Here is a 22,231-nt window from a genome sequence, read left to right on the forward strand (position 1 = left end):
GCCAGGGCTCAGCCGTTCACCGCCCTCTCGATCGCGGCTTCCAGATCGCCCCAGGCCTCGAGCACCACGGGCTCGCCGTCGATGAAGAAGCTCGGGGTGCTGCTCACGCCGAGCCTCTCGCCGTCGGTCTTGTCGGCCTGCACGCGCTCGAGCGTGGCCGGGTCGGCGACGGCCGCGTCGAAGGCCGCCATGTCGAGCCCCAGCTCTTCGGCGAAGCCCCGGAAGACCTCGGGTGTCTCCTCGGACCGCTCGCCCCACTGCGACTGCGTCTCGAACAGGCGGTGGTACATGTCCTCGAACCGGTCCTGCCGGGCTGCGGCCTCGGCGGCGAGTGCGGCCTGCGTCGAGTTGATGTGGCCGGGCAGCGGGAAGTACCGCACGACGTAGGTGATGTCGCCGGAGTACTGCTCCCGCAGGTCCTCGACGAGGGGATAGAACGCGCCGCACGCCTCGCACTCGAAGTCGAGGAACTCGACCACGGTCACGGCGTCGGCTCCGCCCTCGTCGAGCACGTGCGAGTCGGTGCGGACGGTCTGCAGCTTCTCGCCCTCGGGCGGAGCGGTCTCGGTCGCACCCTGCGACATGGCGTACAGGATGCCGACGATCGCGAGGGCGAGAGCGGCGGCGATGGCGATCAGGGTCGCTTTCACGGGGGTCTTCATGGGGTTCTCCAACGGTGTGAGTCAGGCAGAAACGAGCGCGCCGCGGGTCATGGCGGGGCGCTCAGGGGTGCTGAAGGGTGAGGTGTGCGGCGGCGACCGGGGTCGTCGCGGCACGCCCGTGCCTGAGTCAGGTGCGAGAGAGCGAGAGCTGTGCGAGCGTGAGTGCGGGGACGCGGCGGCGCGGGCCGGCGCGGGGCGGAGCGGATGCCGCCCACCGCTGGCGGGTCATCAGGAGGCGGGTCCCGCGGCCGAAGCGCAGAAGCAGCAGCAGTACCAGCAGCATGCCGCAGAGGGCACCGACCACGGCGATGCCCGAGTCCGGCGACATCGCGTGCACGACGGCGGCGTCGCCCTCATGATGGTCGCCGCCGCTCGTCGCCGAGACACCGGGCGCCAGACAGAGGGTCGCGTGCACGTCTCCGGGGCCGTGCGAGGTCGACCATGCGCCGACGACGAGCAGCAGGGCGAGGCCGAGTGCGAGGACGACTCGCAGCAGGAGCGTCTGCTCGGCCCGGCCGTCTCGGGCGTGCGACGACGGAGCAGGCATGGTCCGCGCAGTCTAACAATCCGGCCTCGCCGAGCCGCGGCTCCGTGACCCGCCTACACTGGAGGTGTGGCGAGACTGTTGATCGTGGGCGGCTTCCTGGCCGCCATCTTCTGGGTGTACAGCATCGTCGACTGCGCCGTGCAGCCGTCGACGCGGCACCGAGGCGTGCGCAAGGCCGTCTGGGTCGCGATCGTCGTCCTCATCCCGGTCATCGGCGGCATCCTCTGGTTCGTCATCGGTCGCCGCCGCGCGAACGACCCCGGCGACGCCATCCGCATCGTGGGTCCCGACGACGACCCGAAGTTCCTGCGCACGATCAGCAAGAGCGAGCAGGATGCCCGCATCCGCCGTCTCGAGGAGGAGCTCGCGCGCCTCGAGGACGAGACCGACGACGGCCCCGCGCCGGAACCGCGTCCGTGACGGCATCACCCGCGAGCGATGCCGCGGCATCGCTGATCGCCGACCTCGTCGCGCACGGCGTCCGTGATCTCGTGCTCTCGCCCGGATCGCGATCCCAGTCGCTCGCCCTCGCCGCGGTGCACGCTGCGACCGGAGGCCATCTGCGCGTGCACGTGCGCATCGACGAGCGCGTCGCCGGCTTCACGGCTCTCGGCCTCGCGCGTGAGAGCGGAGTCCCCGCGGCAGTGCTCTGCACGTCGGGAACGGCCGCCGCGAACCTGCTGCCCGCCGCCATGGAGGCCTTCCACTCCGGCGTGCCGATGCTGCTGCTCACGGCAGATCGTCCACCGGAGCTGCGCGGGGTCGGCGCCAACCAGGCCACCACCCAGCCGGGCATGTTCTCACCGTGGGCGCGCGAGCAGATCGATGCCCCGGTGCCGGGCGACGGCGACTGGTCGGGTCTCGCCGCCCGTGCGGTCGAGATCGCGATGGGGGCGGATGCTCCGCACGGCCATCCGGGCGTCGCCGGACCCGTGCACCTGAACCTCCCCTCGCGCGAGCCCCTGTCGGGACGGATCCCCGCGATCGAGGTCGCGCCAGGTGAGCCGCCGCGCCCCGTGCTCGCGGCGCCGCTGGTGCTCGACCGGGGCCCGCGCACCGTCGTGATCGCCGGTGCCGATGCCGGAGCGGACGCCGAGGAGATCGCGCACGCCGGATCCTGGCCGCTCATCGCCGAGATCGTCAGCGGCGCCCGGTTCGGTCGTCAGATCGTGCACGGCTACCGCGCCCTGCTCAGCGACGACGATCTCGGAGGGCGCATCCAGCGGGCGGTCGTGCTCGGTCATCCGACCCTCAGCCGCGAGGTCACCCGCCTGCTGTCGCGCCCCGATGTCGATGTGATCGCCGTGCGTCGCGGCGGCGAAGACCTCGACCTCAACGGCCGCACCACGGCGGTGGCCGCCGTCTCCGTCGCCGCAGGCCCCGCGGACCGCGACTGGCTCGGCGCGTGGCTCACGGCATCCGCTGCCCGCGCCGTCGACCTCAGTGAGCGTGCGCCGGATCCGGAGGGGCTCGCGTCGACCGACTTCACCGCGCGCCGCGATGCCGTGAAGGCCGAGCTCGCGGCCGTGCGCCGTCCCCTCGATCGCGAACTCCTGGCCGATGCCGTGTGGCGGGCGACCTGGCCCCATGACCGGCTCGTGTTCGGGTCGTCGCGACTGGTGCGCGTGGCCGACGGCGTGCTCGGCGGCAAGAAGGTGCCCGTGCACGCGAACCGCGGACTCGCGGGCATCGACGGCACGATCGCCACGGCGACCGGCGTCGCGCTCGCCAGCCAGGCGGGGGGAGCGCCGGGCGTGACGCGGGTGCTGCTCGGCGACCTCGCGTTCCTACACGACGTCGGTGCGCTGCTGCTGCCGCCCGACGAGGACGAGCCGCGTCTGCAGGTGATCGTCGGCAACGACGGCGGCGGCACGATCTTCGACGGCCTCGAGGTCGCCTCGACCGCGCCCCGCTCCGACCTCGACCGTGCGTTCTACACCCCGCACACGGTGCGGCTCGAACAGCTCGCCCTCGCCTACGGGTGGGAGTATCAGCGGATCACGACGCGCACCGCGCTCGATCAGGCGCTCACCACCCCGGCCGGCGGACGGCAGCTGATCGAGGTTCCGCTCCCGCGCTGATCCGACCTCGATGTCGTGGCCCGACGTTGCGGTCGGACGTTGTGGTCGGCGGCTCGCACCGGCAGGATGAACGGATGAATGCGCACGCGTGGTCCCGGATCCTGCAGGTGGCCGAGGGGTTCCGTCTCGATGACGTCGATCCCGCAAGCACCCCGGGCTATCACGGGGGCAAGTCCGACGGGGCTCGCGACCTCAAGAGCGGCCTCGACGAGCTCAACGACCTGCAGGAGCGCCTGTTCGCCGAGAGCCGTGTCGGCGTCGCGAAGGACTCGGTGCTGCTGATCCTGCAGGCCATGGACTCCGCGGGCAAGGGCGGCATCGTGCGGCACGTCGTCGGCGGCGTCGACCCGCAGGGGGTGATGCTCACCGCGTTCAAGGCGCCCACCGACGAGGAGCGTGCCCATGACTTCCTCTGGAGGGTCGCTCCGAGGCTGCCCGCGCCGGGCTACATCGGCGTCTTCGACCGCTCGCACTATGAGGATGTGCTCATCGGGCGGGTGCGCTCGCTCGCCCCGGCCGACGAGATCGAGCGCCGATACGACGCGATCAACGACTTCGAGGCGCAGGCGGCCGCCGCGGGCACCCGCATCGTCAAGGTCATGCTGCACATCTCGCCCGACGAGCAGAAGTCGCGTCTCATGGAGCGCCTCGACCGGCCCGACAAGCACTGGAAGTACAACCCGGGCGATGTCGACGAGCGTCTGCTGTGGGACGAGTACATGGCGGCGTATCAGACGGTGTTCGATCGCACCTCGACCGCCGCGGCGCCCTGGCACGTGATCCCCGCGAACCACAAGTGGTACGCGCGTCTCGCAGTGCAGGAGCTGCTTCTCGCCGCTCTGCAGGGCATCGACCCGCAGTGGCCGGCCGCCGACTTCGACGTCGCGGCCGAGAAGAAGCGCCTCGCCGCGAGCTGAGCGGACTCAGGCGAGCGCGTCGACCAGCGGACGGAACTTCACCCGCGTCTCGAGCAGTTCGGACTCGGGATCCGAACCCGCCACGATTCCGGCACCCGCGTAGGCGGTGACGGCGAGTTCGGCGCCTTCGCCGGCGGTCGTGAACTGCGCGCAGCGCAGCGCGATCGCCCACTCGCCGTTGCCGGCGGCGTCGACCCAGCCGACCGGGCCCGCGTAGCGCCCGCGGTCGAAGGGTTCGAGCTCGCGGATCGCCGCGATCGCCGCAGGGGTCGGGGTGCCGGCGACGGCTGCGGTCGGATGCAGCGCGCCCACGAGGTCGAGCGACGATCCGCCGTCGGCCAGTTCGCCCTCGACGTCGGTCGCCAGATGGAAGAGGTTGGGCAGCTTCAGCAGGAACGGCTGCTCGCTCGCCGCGAGGGCGCGCGTATGCGGACGCAGCGAGGCGAGCACGCTCTGCACGGCGTACTGGTGCTCATCCAGGTCCTTGGTGCTCGAGGCCAGCTGAGCGGATGCCGCGGTGTCGGCATCCGCGTCGGCGCCGCGTCCGATCGTCCCGGCCAGCACGCGCGCGGTCACCGTGCGCTCCTGCACCGTGACGAGGGTCTCGGGGCTCGCTCCGATGAGTCCGTCGACCGCGAACGCCCAGGTGTCGGGGTAGCCGGTCGAGAGCGCGCGCACGAGTCGGCGCAGGTCCGACCCGGCAGGGATGCTGCCGGTGAGGTCGCGCGCCAGCACGACCTTGCTCAGCTCACCCGTGGCGATGCGCTCGAGTGCTCGTCGCACGGAATCCTGGTACCCCTGAGGGCTCTGGTCGCCGGGGCCCACCGTGCCCGCCCAGTGCGGACCGTAGGCCTGGGTCTCGGCAGTCGCAGGCCGGGCAGTGTCGGCATCCGTTCGATCATCCGTGCGGCGGATGCGGGTGAGCCACGCGCGACCGCGGTGCCTGCCGATCACGAGCGAGGGCACGATCAGCACGCTGTCGGCTGCGGAGTCCTCGTCGAACGTCAGCGCGCCGAAGGCGACGAGTCCGGTCCCCGGAAGGCCCAGCGGATCGGTGACCTCTGCGTCCTGCGCGAGGTCGCGCCAGGCGCTCGCTATCGCCGCGGAGCGCAGCCGATCAGTGCCCGCGGGCACCCGGATCGTCGCCACGATGCCGCAGTCGACCGCCACGATCCCCTCACCGCGGCGCAGCCACGCCAGGGGATTCGCCGGGTCGGCATAGGCCAGGAGATCCTCGACCGGATCGATCTCACGGGTCTCCACGACCAGCCTGCTGCTCACCCCTCCAGCTTAGTTCCCCGGCCCCCGACCGGCATCGCGCCGCCGCGCCCGCACCGCCGCGGCCTACGCTGGGGCCATGAGCGATGCACGTCCCGCCCCCGGCGCCGAGATGGTCTTCCAGTGGAGCAAATGGGACGGCTCGCCGCACTGGCGTCACGAGTGCGTCTACCTCGGATCCGACGACTGGGGCGACTGGGTGGGGCAGCCCACCGGGTGGCACAGCGCACGGCCCGGAGCGGCGTTCGTCGCGGCGACGCCGAACGTCACCCTGATACCGCGACAGCCCGATTACGCGCTCACGGTCAATCGCGACCACCCGAAGGGCATGCGCGTCTACATCGACCTCGGCTGGGACGTCGGCTGGTCGGACGACCCGCTGCTCGCGACCGGGATCGACATGGATCTCGACGTCGTGCGCGTCGTGGGCGAGCGCGGCACCTGGGTCGACGACCGCGACGAGTGGGCCGAGCACAGCGCGCAGTTCGGCTACCCCGCAGAGATCATGACGCGCCTCGAGGACCTCGCGCTCGACCTCGAGCACCGGGTCCGCGCGCAGACCGCGCCGTTCGACGATGCCACGGCCGATCTCTGGCTCGATCGTCTGGATGCTCTGCGGCTCGCGCCCAGGGCTCGCGCCTAGACTGGACCCGTGACCCCGAACGAAGCCAACCGCGCCGATCTCGGCAAGGACCCCGCCCGCGTCAGCGGCATGTTCGACCAGGTCGCCGCCGGCTACGACCGCACGAACACGGCGATGACCGTCGGCAACGACGCCCTCTGGCGCGCGGCCACGACCCGCGCCGTCGCACCGAAGCCGGGGGAGAAGATCCTCGACCTCGGCGCGGGCACCGCGTCGTCGTCCGCATCGCTCGCGCGCAGCGGAGCCGATGTCGTCGCGGCCGACTTCTCGCCGGGCATGCTCGCCGAGGGGCAGCGCCGCCACGGCAGCATCCGCAATCTCTCGTTCGTGCAGGCCGATGCCACCGATCTCCCGTTCGCCGACGACGAGTTCGACGCCGTCACGATGTCATATGCGCTGCGCAACGTGAACGACCCGAAGAAGGCACTGCGCGAGCTGCTCCGCGTCACGAAGCCCGGCGGACGTCTGGTGATCAACGAGTTCTCCACGCCGCCGAGCGGTCTCTTCCGCGCCGGGTACCGGTTCTACAACTCCCAGGTGCTGCCCCGCGTGGCCCGGGTGGCGGGAACCAACGGCGACGCCTACGACTACCTCAACGAGTCGATCCGCGACTGGCCCGACCAGAAGAAGCTCGCCTCGTGGATCCGCGAGGCCGGGTGGACCGACGTCGCGTACCGCAACCTCTCCTTCGGCATCGTGGCCCTCCACCGTGCGCGTAAGCCCGACGCGAGCGCGTCCGCGTGAGCACGTCGAGATCCCGCACCCCTGACGACGATAGGGTGAGAGCGTGACTTCGAGCCGCGTAGCCCCGGGTTCGCGACTGGCGAGCCGTCTCGGTTTCAGCGACCGTGTCTTCATCGGCACCGCGGGCCGTCGCGTCGCGCGGGCGATCGAAGACGGACTCGAGAAGGTCGAGACGGGTCTCGCAGACGACGTGCGCGTCGCCGATCCGCTGGCCGACGCCGCGAGCCGCTACCTGTACGAGGCCGGGGGCAAGCGCATCCGTCCCGTTCTCACCCTGCTCGCGGCCCAGCTCGGCGACGGCAACACCGAGCAGGTGATCGACGTCGCCAAGGCGCTCGAGATCACGCACCTCGGCTCGCTGTATCACGACGACGTCATGGACGGTGCCGACCGCCGCCGGGGGGTCCCCGCCGCGCAGACCGTGTGGGGCAACAACATCGCCATCCTCACCGGCGACATCCTGTTCTCGCGTGCCAGCCAGCTGATGTCGCGCCTGGGAGAGCGGGCGATCCGTCTGCAGGCCGACACGTTCGAGCGTCTGGTGCTCGGTCAGATGCACGAGACCATCGGGGCGCAGCCCGACGACGACCCCATCGAGTTCTACATCCAGGTGCTCGCCGACAAGACCGGTTCGCTCATCGCCGCGGCGACGCAGGGCGGCGTGATCTTCTCGAACGCCCCGTCGGAGTACGAAGAGCCGCTGCGCGTCTACGGCGAGAAGATCGGCGTCGCGTTCCAGCTGCTCGACGACGTGATCGACCTCTCGGCGAAGCCCGAGGACACCGGCAAGGTTCCCGGCACCGACCTGCGCGCCGGTGTGCCGACCATGCCGTATCTGCTGCTCAAGGCCGAGACCGATGACGCCTCGATCGACCTCGCGTCGCGCATCGACGACGGCGTCGCCCGCATCGCCGATGGCGCCGACCCGTCGATCCTCGACGGTCCGCTCACCGAGCTGCGCGATCACACCGGCACCCAGAAGACCCTCGCGCTCGCGCATTCCTGGACTCAGGATGCGATCGACGCGCTCGCCCCGCTCCCGCGTGGCACCGTGCGCGAGGCGCTGACGCGCTTCGCCGAAACCCTCGTCGAACGCTCCAGCTGATCGTGCCGCGGCGCTGCGCCGCATGCACCTGACGTGACGGCCCACGAAAGGACCCCCTATGACCAAGCTCAGACTGGCCATCGTCGGAGCGGGCCCGGCAGGCATCTACGCCGCCGACATCCTGCTGAAGGCCGAGCGCAAGTTCGATGTCTCCATCGATCTGTTCGAGCAGCTCCCGGCTCCCTACGGCCTCGTCCGCTACGGCGTCGCCCCCGACCACCCGCGCATCAAGGGCATCGTCAACGCGCTGCGTGACGTGCTCGACCGCGGCGACATCCGTCTGTTCGGCAATGTGCGCTTCGGCGAGGACATCACCCTCGACGACCTCAAGAAGCACTACAACGCGGTGATCTTCGCGACGGGTGCGATCCGCGACACGACCCTCGAGATCCCCGGCATCGACGCGGTCGCCTCGTACGGCGCGGCCGACTATGTCAGCTGGTTCGACGGGCATCCCGACGTGCCGCGCGAGTGGCCGCTGGATGCCGCGTCCGTCGGCGTCCTGGGCAACGGCAACGTCGCGCTCGACGTCGCGCGCATGCTGGCGAAGCACGCCGAGGATCTGCTGGTCACCGAGGTCCCCGAGAACGTCTACGAGGGGCTCAAGGCCAGCGAGGTCACCGACGTGCACGTCTTCGGACGACGCGGACCCGCGCAGGTGAAGTTCACCCCTCTCGAGCTGCGCGAGCTCGGCGAGCTGCGTGACGTCGACATGGTCGTCTACGACGAGGACTTCGACTACGACGAGGCGTCGAAGGACGCGGTGTCGAGCAACAAGCAGGTCATGGTCATCGACCGCATCCTGCAGTCGTGGCGCAAGCGCGACTCGGTCAACAACGCCGGGGGCACGGCATCCCGTCGTCTGCACCTGCACTTCTGGGCTCGCCCGGTGGAGGTCCGCACCGACGAGTCGGGCCGCGTCGCCGCACTCGTCTACGAGCGCACGAAGCCCGACGGTCAGGGCGGTGCCGTGGGCACCGGCGAGATGCGCGAGGTGCCGCTGCAGGCGCTGTACCGCGCGATCGGATACTTCGGATCGCCGCTGCCGGGTGTGCCCTTCGACAAGAAGCACGGCGTGATCCCCAACCGCGAGGGCCAGGTGCTCGCGAAGGACTCGAACCAGCCGGTCACCGGCATCTACGCGACCGGCTGGATCAAGCGCGGCCCGGTCGGCCTGATCGGCCACACCAAGTCGGATGCGATGGAGACCGTGCGTCACATCATCAACGACCAGGGGTCGTGGTGGCACCCGGAGGACCCGTCCGAAGAGGCGATCCCCGCACTGCTGCAGGAGCGCGGTGTGAAGTGGACCGACCTCGACGGCTGGCACCGTCTCGACGAGCACGAGGTCTCCCTCGGCGCACCGCAGGAGCGCGCCCGCGTCAAGGTCGTGCCGCGTGACGAGATGGTGCGCGTCTCCCGCGGGGAGTGACCGTCACAGAGTCCTCGTGTGCGCTTCGCTCGGCGGGGGGCACATCACTCTAGCGATGGGCGCATGCCATTGCGTTCTCTCCTCGTGCTCGGCACCGCCGCCGTGATTCTTCTCGCCGGATGCTCGGCTGAGCCGACGCCGACCCCGGAGCCGACTGCTCGTCCCACGGCGTCGGCGTCTGAGACGCCGACGCCGACGCCCGAGCCGCTCACGGCGCCGGAGACGGCGTTCGATGTGACCTGCGACGATGCCGCCGCCGCGATGGCGGATCTCGTCGGTGAGCCGTCGACTCCGGTCGAACCGGTGCTGTCCGTGGTGTCGACGATGAGCTGGATCCCGGGACCGGGACAGCACATGTTCCAGCGAGCCGGCGGCATCGCGTGCTCCGCCGGTGATGAGAGTCGCAGCTGGGAGGTCACGATCGTCCCCGATGCGTCGACCGTGATCGCGGGCGCGACCGAGCGTCAGGGGTATTGGGGAGAGCAGGCCGAGTGCGGCGACGGGCGATGCACGTTCGAGGTGCCCGACGGCGACGTGCTGCTCTCGGCGACGGTCTCCGAGCCCGGCATCGGACCTGCCGACACCGCGCGCATCGCGGAGTCCCTGCGCGGCCTCGCCGCCGCGGCGGCCTCGACCGTGCACGACGTCGAGCGCGCCGACAGCGACATCGTCGGGCTCCCCTGCGATCGGCTCATCACCGCGCAGCAGGTCGACGAGCTGCTCGGCGTCTCCGATGCGTCCCTCTACACGGACTTCGGCGGGTGGGGGATCCCCGCGGAGATCTACCACGTCGTGAACGGGTCGGACATCTGCTTCTTCCGCACCTCGGCGAGCGAGTACGAAGGCCCGAGCTACCTCTTGATGACCACACTCCCGGGCGGTGCCTGGGCATTCGACGGTCAGTCAGGCACGCCTGCCACGGTCGAGGGAGCGGATGCGGCGAAGACGAGTGCCGGCGAGCACGGCGAGAGCATCCTCGACGTGCGGGTCGGGCCGGACTGGATCAGAGTGATGACCTTCGACGACGGATCCGGCGCGCCCGACCCCGCGCCCCTCGCGGAGCAGGTGGTCCGCAGCCTCACCGTGGGACAGCCCGCTCCCCAGTAGTCGTCGCGTCGTGGGCTAGCCTGGCCGCATGGCTGACTGGAGAACCGACGTCCTCGGCGACGAGTTCGAGCAGCTGACGCTCGAACTCGGCGATGACGACGAGGGGGCGGTCTTCGCCACCCTCGTGCGTGCGCTGCCGGCCGAGAGGCCCTGGTGGGATATCCGTGCCCGCCGCCGACCGCTCGACGACGTCGACGTCCTCTACGTGCACGGGTGGTCGGACTACTTCTTCCAGAAGCGGCTCGCCCGGTTCTGGACGGCGCGGGGTGCGCGCTTCTTCGCGCTCGACCTGCGCAAGTACGGCCGAAGCCTGCGTGACGGCCAGACCCCGGGCTACATCACCTCCCTCACGACCTATGACGAGGACATCGCTGCGGCGCTCGATGCCATGGGGCGCGGGACGGAGGGCACAGGGTCCGTGCGCCGACTCGTGCTGCTCGGCCACTCGACCGGCGGACTCACGCTGAGTCTGTGGGCGTCGCGCTACCCGGGCACCGCGGACGCGGTGATCCTGAACAGCCCGTGGCTGGAGTTCCAGGTCGCGTCGGCGAGGCCCCTCATCGCCCCGGTCGCGGAGCTCCAGGCCCGCTGGGCCCCGCGTGAGGTGGCGCCCCAGGTCGACCTCGGCTTCTACACTCGCGCTCAGCAGGAGGTCGCGGATCCTGACGACCCGGTCGAGACCAACCCGCTGTGGCGCCCCGCCCAGACGATGGCCGTCCATGCCGGATGGTTCCACGCGATCCTCACGGGGCATGCCACGGTGGCGGCAGGACTCGCGATCGATGCGCCCGTCTGCGTCCTGCTCTCGGCCAGGTCGGCGACCCCCACGCGGTGGTCGGAAGACCTGACCCGCAGCGATTCGGTGCTGGTGGTCGATGACATCGCACGTGCGGCCTTGAAGCTCGGCGCCTCGGTGACGGTCGAGCGGATCGACGGCGCCCTGCACGATGTCTTCCTCTCCCGCCATGAGGCGAGAGAGGAAGCGTATCGGCGTCTCGACCGGTGGGTCAGAGGATGGTCGGCCGCGGGCTGAGCGGGGTCACACGTAGTACATGGCGCGGGCGAGGCGCTCGGCATCATCCGCATCGCCGCGCATGACTGCCGCTCGGAAGTCGCGGTACACCTGCAGCATCCGGTCGCGGTCGCCGTCGGGCAGGGCCCACGAGCGGAGGTTGCGGAACAGGGCCATGCTGGCGTCGTTGATCAGCACCTGATGCTGGAGGTTGCGGCTGCGATCGCTGAGGAACGAGAACATCTCCCAGCGTTCGTCGGCCAGTGGCTCGCCGCTCTCGAGTGCCTCGCACATCCTGTCGACGAGAGCAGCGAGTTCCCCGCGCTCCTCCTGCGTCATCCGGCTCACCCCCATGCGGGCGGAGACGCCGGCCTGGTAGCCCGCGAACTCGAGCGTCTGCTCGACCAGCTCCGGCGTGACGGTGGTGACCTCGGTGTATCTGCTCGGATACATGGTGACGAGTCCGAGTCGCTCGAGTCGCTGCAGCGCCTCGCGCACCGGAGTGCGCGACACATGCAGTTCCTCAGCGACATCGACATCGCGGATGCGGTGCCCGGGCTCCAGCACGCCTTCGACGATCTGCGCCCCAATGTGCTGGAAAACCTCCTCGGCCAGTAGCTGCTTGCTCTCTCGAAGACTCGTCGTCGAGCTGTTGCTGATCATGGATTGCCCCCAGTTGCATTTCCCTATCCGAGCCCCCATGATGTGCCCGGACGCTCACTACATCACGAACTCGGTCGCGATGCCAATAATCCACAGGTGCATTTTCCGGCGGGCCTTCGGGACCCCTCGGCAGCGCATCCTCTTGGGATTTCGATGACAGGAATTCTGTGGCCGGCGGGCGTGGGACGCCCGCCGGCCACGAACGATGTCGGGCACGGAGCTGCACTGCGCCCAGTCCCCACAGGGCGGGAGCCGCGATCCGCACACGCGGACCGTGGTTCGGCAGCGCGTCATGCATCGACGCATCGTCTGCCGCATCGGGATGCGGCAGTAACCAGTCTCGGCCACCCCAGCCCATATATCGGAATGGGATGACCGCGGTGGGAGCGCGCGGGTCGCAGCGCGAACTTCCCGCCGTGCGTCGGCGCGGGATCGGGCACCCGCTCTGCGTGACGACGGACCTCCGAATCTGCTATATCTGTGAAGGGATTCGGACGAGGATTCGGTGGCCGCTCCGAGGCCGTCGCCATACTTCGCTCGCTGAAGTTTGGGGACGTATGCACACTCTGCCGTGGCGCGCGAGCGCAGCAGCCGTTATCGCCTCGATCGCTGTGCTGGGCGCCCTGTGGGCACCGCCGGCGATGGCCGCATCCGGAGGGAGTCGTGGCATCGTCGACGCGACCCTGTCCTCCGGCGCGACCATCTCGGGCACCGTCACCTCCGACAGCGGCGCGCGCATCGACAGCGGCAGCTTCGGGTGGATGTATGCGATCCCCGTCGGGGCGGGAGGCGATCCGTACGCACCCGGCGTCGACTCCTGGTGGTCGGTGATCACTGACGGCAGGTACACCATCACCGACCTCCCGGCCGGCGATTACACCGTCCAGTTCCGATACGGATGCGACTGCGGCGGCCCCGATCAGTTGCCCGGCGCGCCCTGGGTGGAGGAGTACTTCCAGAACTCCCCGAGCCTCGCCGGCGCCACATCTGTGCGCGTCGGGGCAGACGAGGCCGTGAGTGGCATCGACTTCACGCTCACCCCTCGCGTCCAGGGGGAGCGCCCGCGGATCACGGGAATCCCGGCGGTCGGAGGCACCCTGACCGCGAACGCTCACTGGTTCGCGGACGGCACGACGTCGACGTACCGGTGGTACGCCGACGAGGTCGTCATCGCGGGCGCGACCGCTGCGACGTTCACGCTCACCGCTGCACAGGCGAACAAAGCGATCTCGGTCTCGGTCATCGGGTCGATTCCCGGGTACGCGTCGAACGGCGGGACGTCTCGGCCGACGGAGAAGGTCCTGCTCCCGGGATCACCGACGATTTCGGGCACGGCCGCGACGGGATCGACGCTGACGGCCAATCCCGGGACGTGGTCCACCGGTACCGTCTTCAGCTACCAGTGGTACGCAGACGGCGTCGCGATCGGCGGCGCCACGGCTTCCACCTTCAGCCCCACGGCCGCCCACGCCGGCACACAGATCTCCGTGCAGGTGACCGGAACGCTCGGCGGGTACCCGACCGTCAGCGCGATGTCGGCGAAGACGGTGAAGCTGGCGCGGGCCGCAGCGCCGACGATCAGCGGCACCGCGGCCGTGGGATACACGCTGACGGCGACGCCTGGCTCCTGGACCACAGGAACGACCTTCACCTACCAGTGGTACGCCGACAGCGCCCCGATCAGCGGGGCGAGGGCGTCCACGTTCGTGCCGCCCTCCACTCTCTCGGGAAAGCAGGTCTGGGTGAAGGTCGCTGGATCTGCGACCGGCTATCCGACCGTCACCATGTCGTCGGCGCGGACGGCGAAGCTGGCGGTCATCGCCACGCCGACCATCAGCGGCACCGCAGCGGTGGGCAGCACGCTGACGGCCACGCCCGGCACCTGGACCGCCGGTACGGCGTTCGCGTACCAGTGGTACGCGGGTTCCACGGCGATCGCGGGAGCCACCGCGAAGGCCTACACGCTGACCACCTCTCAGGCCGGCGCGCAGATCTCGGTGAAGGTCACGGGGAAGCTCACCGGGTATACGACCGTGTCGCGGACCTCGGCCAAGACCGTGAAGGTTCTGCTGGCCGCCACCCCGACCATCAGCGGCACCGCGGCGGTAGGCAGCACGCTCACGGCCAAGACCGGCACCTGGGCCACGGGCACGGCGTTCGCCTATCAGTGGTACGCGGGTTCTACGGCGATCGCGGGAGCCACCGCGAAGACCTACACGTTGACCACCTCTCAGGCCGGCGCGCAGATCTCGGTGAAGGTCACGGGGAAGCTCACCGGGTACACGACCGTGTCGCGGACCTCGGCCAAGACCGCGAAGGTCCTGCTCGCCACGACACCGACCATCAGCGGCACCGCCGCGGTGGGCAGCACGCTGACGGTCAGGACCGGTACCTGGACGACCGGTACGGCATTCACCTACCAGTGGTACCGCGACGGCATCGCCATCTCGGGTGCGACGGCTTCCACCTACCTGGTGCGTCCGACAGACGCCTACGCGGCGGTGTCGGTCAGAGTCGTCGGTGGCAAGTCCGGATACGCCTCGGCGACGAAGTCCAGCGCCTCGACCGCGCCGGCGGCCGGGAAGGTGTACGCGAATTGCACCGCGCTCAACGCGGACTACCCTGACGGCATCCGCAAGAACGGAATCACCACCGACAGGAAGTCCGGCGTCGCGAAGCCTCTCGTGGGCACCCCCTATGAATCGACCCCGATGTACAACCTGCAGTCGATCGCTCGCGATGCCGATCGGGACGGGATCATGTGCGAGCGCTGAGTCGTCTCGTGCGATGAGAGGGGCAGCTACCCGACTCAGCGGTAGTTGATGAACTGCAGATCGAGGTCGAGGTCGGCGCCCTTGAGAAGCGCGATCACCGACTGCAGGTCGTCGCGGCTCTTGGACTGCACGCGCAGCTCGTCGCCCTGGATCTGGCTCTTGACGCCCTTGGGTCCCTCGTCGCGGATGATCTTGTTGATCTTCTTCGCGTTCTCGGAGGAGATGCCGTCCTTGAGCGTCGAGACGATGCGGAACTCCTTGCCGCTGGCGAAGGGATCGCCGGACTCGAGGCTCTTGAGCGAGATGCCGCGCTTGATGAGCTTGCTCTGGAACACGTCGAGGACGGCCTTCGCGCGCTCCTCGGTGCCGGCGATGATCAGGATCTGCTCGCCGCTCCAGGCGATCGAGGCGCCGGTGCCCTTGAAGTCGTAGCGCTGCTCGATCTCCTTGCGGGCCTGGTTCAGGGCGTTCTCGGCCTCCTGGTGATCCACTTTCGAGACGATGTCAAAGGAACTGTCAGCCATACCCGAAAGTGTATCGACCCGGCCGATTCCACGCTGATCTGGAAGCGTTTTCACGACGCGCCGCCGCGGTATACCCGGTCACGGATTGATATCGACGCTCGGATTCATTGTGAATCGGATTGAATCTTGTGCATACTGTAAGCGCTTGCAGTTTCCGTGCAGGTCAACAGCACTCAGAGAGGCACACACCAATGAAGGTGAACAAGAGGGGCATCGCCGCCGCTGGCGCCATCGCCATCGTTTCGACTCTGACGCTCGCCGGTTGCTCGACCGGTGGCGCAGGCGACGACGCAGCAGAGAGCAGCAGCAGCACGCTGACCGTCTGGGTCGACGCGGAGCGCGTCGATGCGCTGCAGGATGCGGCCGACTCGTACGAGGAGAAGACCGGCGTCGCCGTCGAACTCGTCGGCAAGTCCGTCGATGATATGAAGGACGACTTCATCCAGCAGGTGCCGACGGGCAAGGGCCCCGACGTCGTCATGGGTGCGCACGACTGGCTCGGCGAGCTGTCGACCAACGGTGTCGTGGCCCCGCTCGAGCTCGGCGACTCCGCCGCCGACTACCTCCCCGTCGCGCTGCAGGCCGCGACCTACGACGGCACGGTCTACATGCTCCCGTACGCGGTCGAGAACATCGCCGTGCTGCGCAACGCCGACCTGGTCCCCGCCGCGCCCGCGAGCTTCGACGACATGGTGTCGAAGGGCGCGTTCGTGGTCGAGCAGGGCACCGAGGGCAACCCGTACCACCTCTACCCGTTCCAGACCGCCTTCGGCGCCCCCGTCTTCGGCACCGACGACTCGGGCAGCTACGACTCGGCCGACCTGCAGCTCGGCAGCGAGGGCGGCTTCGCCTTCGCCGACTGGCTCGCCGCCCAGGGCGCTGCCGGCACGCTGAACACCGACATCGACGGCGAGATCGCCAAGCAGCAGTTCCTCGACGGCACCGCCGCATTCTGGCTGACCGGCCCGTGGAACGTCGGCGCCGCCACCGACGCGGGCATCAACGTCGCGATCGACCCCGTGCCCAGCCCCACCGGGGAGACCGCCTCGCCGTTCGCCGGTGTGAAGGGCTTCTTCGTCAGCTCCGAGTCGAAGAACAAGGTCGCCGCGAACGACTTCCTCGTGAACTACCTCGGCACCGAAGAGGTGCAGCTCGCCCTGTTCGAGGCGGGCAACGTCCTCCCCGCGCTGACGGCGGCCGCCGACACCGCGGCATCCGACCCGATCATCGCGGGCTTCCAGGCCGTCGGCGCAGATGCGGTTCCGATGCCCGCGATCCCCGCCATGGGTTCCGTCTGGGAGTTCTGGGGCGTCGCCGAGGCGGGCATCATCAACGGCTCGGACCCGACGACGACGTGGCAGAAGCTCGTCGACGACGTGACCGCCGCGATCAAGTAACACTCAGCACGATCCCTGCCGGGGCGGACCTCGTCCGCCCCGGCAGCTCGACGACGGGGACGACATGACAGAAACCGCTGAGCCCACGGCTCCACTGAACAAGCGCCAGCGCCAGGCGGCGAAGATCGCCGAGGCGGCATCCGGACCCATCGGGTGGATGCTGCTGAAGATCCTGCTCCTCGCCGTCGTCGACGCGATCGCGCTCTATGCCGTGTTCGTGCTCGTCGGCCAGCAGGAGTGGCTGGTCCTCGGACTCGTGGTCGCCGTCACGATCCTCGTCAACTACATCTACTTCTCCCGCAAGCGGGTTCCGGCCAAGTACCTGACGCCGGGCATCATCTTCCTGGTGATCTTCCAGGTGTTCACGCTGCTGTACACCGGCTACATCGGGTTCACGAACTACGGCACCGGCCACAACGGCACCAAGGACCAGGCGATCTCGTCGCTGCTCGCCTCGGCGCAGGAGCGGGTGGAGGACTCCCCGACCTACCCCGTGACCGTGGTCGAGCAGTTCGGCACGTACGGCCTGCTCGTGACCGATCCGGAGTCGGGCGACGCGCTGCTCGGCACGAGCGAGCAGCCGCTGCAGGAGGTCGACGCCGAATTCGAGGGCGGCAGGGCCGTCGCCGTCGACGGCTGGACGACGCTCCCGCTCGCGACCGTCTTCACGCTCTCGGAAGAGCTCGAAGCGCTCTCGGTGCCGTTCAGCGACGATCCCAACGACGGCAGCCTCCGCGCTCCCGACGGTCAGAGCGGCTACCTGTACGTCTCGACGCTCGAGTACGACGCGGATGCCGACACGATCACCGACACCGAGTCCGGTGTGGTCTACTCCGACACCGGAGAGGGAGCCTTCGCCGCCGAGGACGGCGCGACGCTCCTGCCGGGCTGGCAGACGACCGTCGGATTCGACAACTTCATCCGTGCGGTGACCGACGAGAACATCCGCGGACCGCTGATCTCGGTGACCATCTGGACGTTCGTGTTCGCGCTGCTGTCCGTCGCGACCACGTTCTTCCTCGGGCTCCTGCTCGCGCTGGTGTTCAACAACAACCGCATGCGGTTCCGCAACGGCTACCGGATCATCCTGATCCTCCCCTACGCCTTCCCGGCGTTCCTCTCGGCGCTGGTGTGGGCCGGAATGATGAACGAGAGCTTCGGCTTCATCAACCAGGTCATCTTCGGGGGAGCCGACATCCCGTGGCTCACCGACCCGACCCTCGCGAAGGTGTCGGTGCTCCTGGTCAACCTGTGGCTCGGGTTCCCCTACATGTTCCTGGTGTGCATGGGGGCGCTGCAGGGCATCCCGGAGGAGGTGAACGAGGCGGCGGTGATGGACGGCGCGAATCCCTGGCAGATCTTCCGTCGCATCAAGCTGCCTCTGCTGCTCGTGACGGTGGCACCGCTGCTGATCTCGTCGTTCGCGTTCAACTTCAACAACTTCAACCTGATCTACATGCTCACCAAGGGCGGGCCGCGGTTCGACGATGTGAGCATCCCCGTCGGGCATACCGACATCCTGATCTCGATGGTCTACAAGGTGGCGTTCACGGGCCAGTCCCGCGACTACGGCCTGGCCTCCGCGTTCACGATCCTCATCTTCATCGTGGTCGCGACGATCTCGATCATCAGCTTCCGCAAGACCAAGGCTCTCGAGGAGCTGAACTGACATGAGCACCACCGACCTCAGCACCGCCGCCTCCGTGACCGTCGCTCCCGGCCGCCCTGCGCGTCCCCGTCGTCGCCGCCTCGGCTCCTGGTTCGCCGACACCGGATGGCGCCACGTCGTCGCGATCATCGTCAGCGCGTTCGCGCTGTTCCCCCTGCTCTACGTCGTCTCGGCGTCGCTCAACCCGAACGGCACGCTCACCGGGTCGAACCAGCTGTTCTCGGCGTTCGGCATCGACAGCTACGTGCGCATCCTCAGCGACCCGCAGAATCCGTACGGGCTGTGGTTCCTGAACACCCTGCTCGTCGCGGTCGTGACGGGTGCCGTGACCGTGTTCATCGGCGCATGCGCCGCGTATGCCTTCTCGCGCATGCGGTTCGCCGGACGCCGGATCGGACTCGTCACGATCGTCGTGGTGCAGATGTTCCCGCAGCTGCTCGCCGTGGTCGCGATCTTCCTGCTGATGACGACGCTCGGCGACTGGTTCCCTGCGATCGGCCTCAACACCCACACGGGTCTGATCCTGGTGTACCTGGGCGGCGCTCTCGGCGTGAACACCTACCTCATGTACGGCTTCTTCAACACGCTCCCGATGGAGCTCGACGAGGCCGCCCGCATCGACGGCGCGGGTCACGCCCGCATCTTCTTCACGATGATCCTGCCTCTGGTGGCTCCGATCCTCGCGGTGGTCGCGCTGCTGTCGTTCATCGGCACGGTCAACGAGTACGTGATCGCGAGCGTCATGCTCGTCGACGTCGAGCAGCAGACCCTCGTGGTCGGCCTCACGAAGCTCGTCGCCAACCCGCGGTATGCGGACTGGTCGGCGTTCTCGGCGGGCGCCGTGATGGCGGCCATCCCGGTGATGATCCTCTTCCTCTTCCTGCAGCGCTACATCGTCGGCGGTCTGACGGCCGGAGCGACGAAGGGCTGAGTGCGCAGATCGTCTCGGCGTTGCGAACGGGCGGTCGTCGGGGCGTGGTCGTACGGTGGTGTCATGGCACGGATCGGGGGACGCAATTCGGCGATGAGCTGGATCGCCGCGGTGTTCTGCACGGGCGTCGTCGCGGCTCTGATCTGGTTCGCCATCCCGATGTTCCCGACGCTGGAGACGTTCATCGGCGACGGGCTCCGTTCACTGTTCCCCTGAGGCGTCGAGACGCCTCCTGCCCTGTGATCACGCGGTATGGCGACACGTCGGCACGCCTGCGTTCGGGCGCGGTCCTGCGGCGGTAACCTCGCAGAGCACACACCCGATGAGAGGCGCACCCCATGAGTGACCCCGAGGTTCCCCAGCCCGAGCGGCCGAAGGACGTCAACGACGTCGTCGACAGCGCGAACGCTGGTCTCGAAGCCGCCGAGGCCGCGCGTGCAGACGTCGCCGCCACTCCGGCCGAGACCACCGCGGCAGAAGCCGCCACCCCGACCGCCGATCCTGCGGTCGACCCCGATCTCGCGGCCTTCGAGGCCGCCGAGCGCGACCACCCGGGCACCTTCGCGACGCCCGAGCTCAACAACCCTGCCTTCCTCGACGCCGATCCGGACGCCGACGCGAAGTGGGACACGACGGCGGACGACACGACGACGGACGCCGCCGCATCCGATGCCGCGGCGACGGAGGCCTTCACCGCGCCCGCACCGCCGGCGGCGAACCGTGGTCTGCACGAGGAGTCGGCCATGGCCGGCGCAGCGTACGCCGGCGCATCGGCCGCCGACACCCGCATCGTCCCGTCCGAGCCCCTCGCCTCGGAACCCGCCCCGGCAGAGACCGTGATCGCGCCCGTCCAGCAGCAGCCGATCTTCGTGCAGGCTCCCGAGCCGCCGCGCGAGCGAGGCAACCGCGGTACCGCCGGGGCCATCGGCCTGCTGGCCACGCTCGCGTTCGCCGTCCTGTACCTGGCGGCGACGCTCGGGGTCCGCGCCTTCGAGGGCGAGGTCACCGGAGCGAACATCGCTGATGCGGCCATCGCCCCGCTCGTGACCTGGGGCTACTGGGTTCCGGTCGTCGTGTTCTTCCTCGGCTTCTGGCTGCTCGGCGCCTTCATCAACCGCGGACGCTGGGGACTGTGGGTCGTCTTCGGCATCATCGTCGGCGCGATCGCCTACGGCGGCCACATCCTCGGTCAGCTGTTCCAGGCGCCGTTCTGGCAGCTCAGCGCCAGCGAGGGCAACGAGCTCGTCGGATCCCAGCTGCTCGCGCCGCTGGCGATCGCCGCGTTCATCTTCGCGCGAGAGCTGACCATCTGGTTCGGAGCGTGGGTCGCCCGCAGCGGCGCCCGCAAGACCGAGCTCAACGCCGAGGCGCAGCGCGAGTACGAGCGCACGCTCGAGGCCGGCCCGACGCTGTCGAGGTAGTCACGAACATGTCATCGCCGAACCCCCGTGGACCCGAGTCTGCGGGGGTTTCGGCCGTCCTGGCGCTGGTTCTCGCGACGGTCGGCTTCTTCGCCCTGGCGGTGTTCGGGCTCGGCGCGCTGACGGTCGCGACCGACACCGACATCATCGCCGTCCCAGGGCTCGGGCAGCTCCCCGGCGCCGCAGGCATGCTCGTCGCGGTGCTGGCCTTCGCGCTCGGCCTCTGGATGGCCCTGCGCCGAGCGCACCCGTCTTTCCTCTCCGTTCCGGGCATCGGCGTGGGGGTCGGCCTCGCGCACCTGGTCGCGGTGTGGGTCGGCGTGGTGCTCGCCACCGGCGATCTCGTGATCGCCACCGCCGTGACCGGTGATCTGGTGCGCGGAGGGGCCAGCCTGGTCCTGCTGCTCGCCGCGGCGGTGGCCGCATGGGGCGGCATCGCGCTGCGGCGCACCCGCGCGAGCCACCCGCAGTGGCCGTGGGAGAAGGACGAAGACGAGTAGGACGCGGGATTGCGGCCCGTCAGTCAATCGGCGCGTGGCGGGCCTGCGCGTCGTACGCTCTACGTGTGGAGCGCTCGCTGGAGACGCAGGTCGACCAGGCTGTCCAGGCCTGGCTGCGCTGGGTGCCGCGCTGGGAGCCGGCCACCCATCGAGGGCGTGTCGCGCCCTGCCGCCGGTGCCTCGGCTCGCCGATCCTCTCGGCGGCGGGCATCGCGGGCAACACCCCGCACGGCGTGCAGCACGGTCTGTCGACGCGGATCAAGACGATCGTCGACCACGCGGTGGCCGAGTACACCGAGCGCAATCTGCCAGTCCTGCAGCGCGAGCTCGACCAGCAGGCCGCCCGTAACCGCGCTCGCGCCTATCGGCCGTCGGAGGATCTGGATCCCGAGTTCGACGGGATGCCGTTGGACCCCGATCCGGTTCCCGGTGCGCCGTTCCTCTTCACGATCGCGGGTCTCGCCGACGACGCGGCCGCAGAGCTGCCGCCGCTCCCGCCGCTGAGCGACGAGGAGAAGAGCGCGCTGCGACAGGAGGTCGGGCTGGCCGACGAGTACGCCAACCTCGTCGGACGCGAGATCTGCGGCATCCTGCTGCGCCATCGCCTCTACATCCAGGCGGCGATCTCGCAGCACGTCGAACCGCAGATCGAGGCGATGCTCGCCGAGCTCACGCAGTCTCTCGACTCGCCGTTCGACCCGGACACGCCCTGACGCTCGCGCAGGGCGACGCCTCACCGGGAGCATCCGACCTGCGTATCGGCTGAGAGACGGCGGATGGCGTTGTCGTCCACGCTGTGCCATGGGTATCGTTTTTCGATAGAT

General features: G+C 69.4%; 22 protein-coding genes. 17 read left to right on the forward strand and 5 right to left on the reverse strand.

Going from position 1 to position 22,231, the window contains the following annotated elements:
• Positions 1 to 8: 8 nt before the first annotated feature.
• Positions 9 to 662, reverse strand: coding sequence for a thioredoxin domain-containing protein (locus HWD99_RS11000; RefSeq protein WP_241796291.1), 654 nt, complete (start codon positions 660 to 662; stop codon positions 9 to 11).
• A 127-nt stretch (positions 663 to 789) separates the two neighbouring features.
• Positions 790 to 1,209, reverse strand: a complete 420-nt coding sequence (locus tag HWD99_RS11005; protein ID WP_241796292.1) for a hypothetical protein — start codon at positions 1,207 to 1,209, stop codon at positions 790 to 792.
• A 66-nt stretch (positions 1,210 to 1,275) separates the two neighbouring features.
• Between HWD99_RS11005 and HWD99_RS11010 the strand changes: the two genes are divergently transcribed.
• From HWD99_RS11010 to HWD99_RS11020, 3 genes are all read left to right on the forward strand, one after another.
• Positions 1,276 to 1,629, forward strand: coding sequence for a PLD nuclease N-terminal domain-containing protein (locus HWD99_RS11010; RefSeq protein ID WP_241796293.1), 354 nt, complete (start codon positions 1,276 to 1,278; stop codon positions 1,627 to 1,629).
• A complete protein-coding gene (menD, locus tag HWD99_RS11015) occupies positions 1,626 to 3,290 on the forward strand; it encodes a 2-succinyl-5-enolpyruvyl-6-hydroxy-3-cyclohexene-1-carboxylic-acid synthase (RefSeq protein WP_241796294.1) in 1,665 nt (554 codons plus the stop codon). Before HWD99_RS11010 ends, menD begins: the two co-directional genes overlap by 4 nt.
• A 74-nt stretch (positions 3,291 to 3,364) precedes the next feature.
• Positions 3,365 to 4,207, forward strand: coding sequence for a polyphosphate kinase 2 family protein (locus tag HWD99_RS11020; protein ID WP_241796295.1), 843 nt, complete (start codon positions 3,365 to 3,367; stop codon positions 4,205 to 4,207).
• A 6-nt stretch (positions 4,208 to 4,213) separates the two neighbouring features.
• Here HWD99_RS11020 and HWD99_RS11025 read toward each other — a convergent pair whose 3' ends face one another.
• Positions 4,214 to 5,488 carry an isochorismate synthase MenF gene (locus tag HWD99_RS11025; RefSeq protein ID WP_241796296.1) on the reverse strand — a complete coding sequence of 425 codons (1,275 nt, stop codon included), beginning with the start codon at positions 5,486 to 5,488 and terminating at the stop codon, positions 4,214 to 4,216.
• 76 nt (positions 5,489 to 5,564) lie between these two features.
• On the opposite strand from HWD99_RS11025, the gene HWD99_RS11030 reads away from it, so the two are divergent.
• The 6 genes from HWD99_RS11030 to HWD99_RS11055 all read left to right on the forward strand — a co-directional run bounded on the left by HWD99_RS11030 (position 5,565) and on the right by HWD99_RS11055 (position 11,549).
• On the forward strand, positions 5,565 to 6,128 hold the full coding sequence (locus HWD99_RS11030) for a hypothetical protein (protein WP_241796297.1): 564 nt from the start codon (positions 5,565 to 5,567) through the stop codon (positions 6,126 to 6,128).
• 9 nt (positions 6,129 to 6,137) lie between these two features.
• A complete protein-coding gene (locus HWD99_RS11035) occupies positions 6,138 to 6,872 on the forward strand; it encodes a class I SAM-dependent methyltransferase (RefSeq protein WP_308220716.1) in 735 nt (244 codons plus the stop codon).
• 43 nt (positions 6,873 to 6,915) lie between these two features.
• Positions 6,916 to 7,977, forward strand: a complete 1,062-nt coding sequence (locus HWD99_RS11040; protein WP_241796298.1) for a polyprenyl synthetase family protein — start codon at positions 6,916 to 6,918, stop codon at positions 7,975 to 7,977.
• A gap of 58 nt (positions 7,978 to 8,035) precedes the next feature.
• Positions 8,036 to 9,409 (forward strand): FAD-dependent oxidoreductase, encoded by a 1,374-nt coding sequence (locus tag HWD99_RS11045; RefSeq protein ID WP_241796299.1) that lies wholly within the window; start codon positions 8,036 to 8,038, stop codon positions 9,407 to 9,409.
• Between the two features lie 63 nt (positions 9,410 to 9,472).
• The gene (locus HWD99_RS11050) at positions 9,473 to 10,516 is read left to right on the forward strand and encodes a hypothetical protein (protein WP_241796300.1); all 1,044 of its coding nucleotides are present in this window, start codon (positions 9,473 to 9,475) and stop codon (positions 10,514 to 10,516) included.
• 28 nt (positions 10,517 to 10,544) lie between these two features.
• Positions 10,545 to 11,549, forward strand: coding sequence for an alpha/beta hydrolase (locus tag HWD99_RS11055; RefSeq protein ID WP_241796301.1), 1,005 nt, complete (start codon positions 10,545 to 10,547; stop codon positions 11,547 to 11,549).
• 6 nt (positions 11,550 to 11,555) lie between these two features.
• Here the strand turns inward: HWD99_RS11055 and HWD99_RS11060 are convergent, their stop codons facing one another.
• Positions 11,556 to 12,191 (reverse strand): GntR family transcriptional regulator, encoded by a 636-nt coding sequence (locus tag HWD99_RS11060; RefSeq protein ID WP_241796302.1) that lies wholly within the window; start codon positions 12,189 to 12,191, stop codon positions 11,556 to 11,558.
• Positions 12,192 to 12,748: 557 nt separating this feature from the next.
• On the opposite strand from HWD99_RS11060, the gene HWD99_RS11065 reads away from it, so the two are divergent.
• Entirely contained in the window at positions 12,749 to 14,965 is a 2,217-nt protein-coding gene (locus tag HWD99_RS11065) for an excalibur calcium-binding domain-containing protein (protein ID WP_241796303.1), read from the forward strand.
• Positions 14,966 to 15,000: 35 nt separating this feature from the next.
• On the opposite strand, the gene HWD99_RS11070 is transcribed toward HWD99_RS11065, so the two are convergent.
• Positions 15,001 to 15,489 (reverse strand): YajQ family cyclic di-GMP-binding protein, encoded by a 489-nt coding sequence (locus tag HWD99_RS11070; RefSeq protein ID WP_201471232.1) that lies wholly within the window; start codon positions 15,487 to 15,489, stop codon positions 15,001 to 15,003.
• Between the two features lie 191 nt (positions 15,490 to 15,680).
• On the opposite strand from HWD99_RS11070, the gene HWD99_RS11075 reads away from it, so the two are divergent.
• The 7 genes from HWD99_RS11075 to HWD99_RS11105 all read left to right on the forward strand — a co-directional run bounded on the left by HWD99_RS11075 (position 15,681) and on the right by HWD99_RS11105 (position 22,120).
• Positions 15,681 to 16,886 (forward strand): maltose ABC transporter substrate-binding protein, encoded by a 1,206-nt coding sequence (locus HWD99_RS11075; RefSeq protein WP_241796304.1) that lies wholly within the window; start codon positions 15,681 to 15,683, stop codon positions 16,884 to 16,886.
• Positions 16,887 to 16,950: 64 nt separating this feature from the next.
• Entirely contained in the window at positions 16,951 to 18,555 is a 1,605-nt protein-coding gene (locus HWD99_RS11080) for an ABC transporter permease subunit (RefSeq protein WP_241796305.1), read from the forward strand.
• A gap of 1 nt (position 18,556) precedes the next feature.
• Positions 18,557 to 19,486: a sugar ABC transporter permease gene (locus HWD99_RS11085; protein ID WP_241796306.1), complete on the forward strand. Its 930-nt coding sequence runs from the start codon at positions 18,557 to 18,559 to the stop codon at positions 19,484 to 19,486.
• A gap of 63 nt (positions 19,487 to 19,549) precedes the next feature.
• Complete coding sequence (locus tag HWD99_RS11090; RefSeq protein ID WP_241796307.1) at positions 19,550 to 19,702, forward strand: hypothetical protein; 153 nt, start codon at positions 19,550 to 19,552, stop codon at positions 19,700 to 19,702.
• A 122-nt stretch (positions 19,703 to 19,824) separates the two neighbouring features.
• Entirely contained in the window at positions 19,825 to 20,907 is a 1,083-nt protein-coding gene (locus HWD99_RS11095; protein ID WP_241796308.1) for an ABC transporter, read from the forward strand.
• An 8-nt stretch (positions 20,908 to 20,915) separates the two neighbouring features.
• Positions 20,916 to 21,407 (forward strand): hypothetical protein, encoded by a 492-nt coding sequence (locus HWD99_RS11100; protein ID WP_241796309.1) that lies wholly within the window; start codon positions 20,916 to 20,918, stop codon positions 21,405 to 21,407.
• A 65-nt stretch (positions 21,408 to 21,472) separates the two neighbouring features.
• Complete coding sequence (locus HWD99_RS11105; RefSeq protein ID WP_194765104.1) at positions 21,473 to 22,120, forward strand: spermidine/putrescine ABC transporter substrate-binding protein; 648 nt, start codon at positions 21,473 to 21,475, stop codon at positions 22,118 to 22,120.
• Positions 22,121 to 22,231: the final 111 nt, after the last annotated feature.

The organism is Microbacterium sp. C5A9, assembly GCF_022627955.1.
In the GTDB taxonomy this organism is placed as follows: domain Bacteria; phylum Actinomycetota; class Actinomycetes; order Actinomycetales; family Microbacteriaceae; genus Microbacterium.

Bases quoted from the DNA above. Each gene is read 5' to 3' on its own strand.
- HWD99_RS11080 (WP_241796305.1), top strand. From the start codon at position 16,951: ATGACAGAAACCGCTGAGCCCACGGCTCCACTGAACAAGCGCCAGCGC.
- HWD99_RS11075 (WP_241796304.1), top strand. From the start codon at position 15,681: ATGAAGGTGAACAAGAGGGGCATCGCCGCCGCTGGCGCCATCGCCATC.
- HWD99_RS11070 (WP_201471232.1), bottom strand. From the start codon at position 15,489: ATGGCTGACAGTTCCTTTGACATCGTCTCGAAAGTGGATCACCAGGAG.
- HWD99_RS11100 (WP_241796309.1), top strand. From the start codon at position 20,916: ATGTCATCGCCGAACCCCCGTGGACCCGAGTCTGCGGGGGTTTCGGCC.
- HWD99_RS11060 (WP_241796302.1), bottom strand. From the start codon at position 12,191: ATGATCAGCAACAGCTCGACGACGAGTCTTCGAGAGAGCAAGCAGCTA.
- HWD99_RS11030 (WP_241796297.1), top strand. From the start codon at position 5,565: ATGAGCGATGCACGTCCCGCCCCCGGCGCCGAGATGGTCTTCCAGTGG.
- HWD99_RS11000 (WP_241796291.1), bottom strand. From the start codon at position 662: ATGAAGACCCCCGTGAAAGCGACCCTGATCGCCATCGCCGCCGCTCTC.
- HWD99_RS11045 (WP_241796299.1), top strand. From the start codon at position 8,036: ATGACCAAGCTCAGACTGGCCATCGTCGGAGCGGGCCCGGCAGGCATC.
- HWD99_RS11005 (WP_241796292.1), bottom strand. From the start codon at position 1,209: ATGCCTGCTCCGTCGTCGCACGCCCGAGACGGCCGGGCCGAGCAGACG.
- HWD99_RS11055 (WP_241796301.1), top strand. From the start codon at position 10,545: ATGGCTGACTGGAGAACCGACGTCCTCGGCGACGAGTTCGAGCAGCTG.
- HWD99_RS11095 (WP_241796308.1), top strand. From the start codon at position 19,825: ATGAGTGACCCCGAGGTTCCCCAGCCCGAGCGGCCGAAGGACGTCAAC.
- HWD99_RS11085 (WP_241796306.1), top strand. From the start codon at position 18,557: ATGAGCACCACCGACCTCAGCACCGCCGCCTCCGTGACCGTCGCTCCC.
- HWD99_RS11050 (WP_241796300.1), top strand. From the start codon at position 9,473: ATGCCATTGCGTTCTCTCCTCGTGCTCGGCACCGCCGCCGTGATTCTT.
- HWD99_RS11065 (WP_241796303.1), top strand. From the start codon at position 12,749: ATGCACACTCTGCCGTGGCGCGCGAGCGCAGCAGCCGTTATCGCCTCG.
- HWD99_RS11090 (WP_241796307.1), top strand. From the start codon at position 19,550: ATGGCACGGATCGGGGGACGCAATTCGGCGATGAGCTGGATCGCCGCG.
- HWD99_RS11020 (WP_241796295.1), top strand. From the start codon at position 3,365: ATGAATGCGCACGCGTGGTCCCGGATCCTGCAGGTGGCCGAGGGGTTC.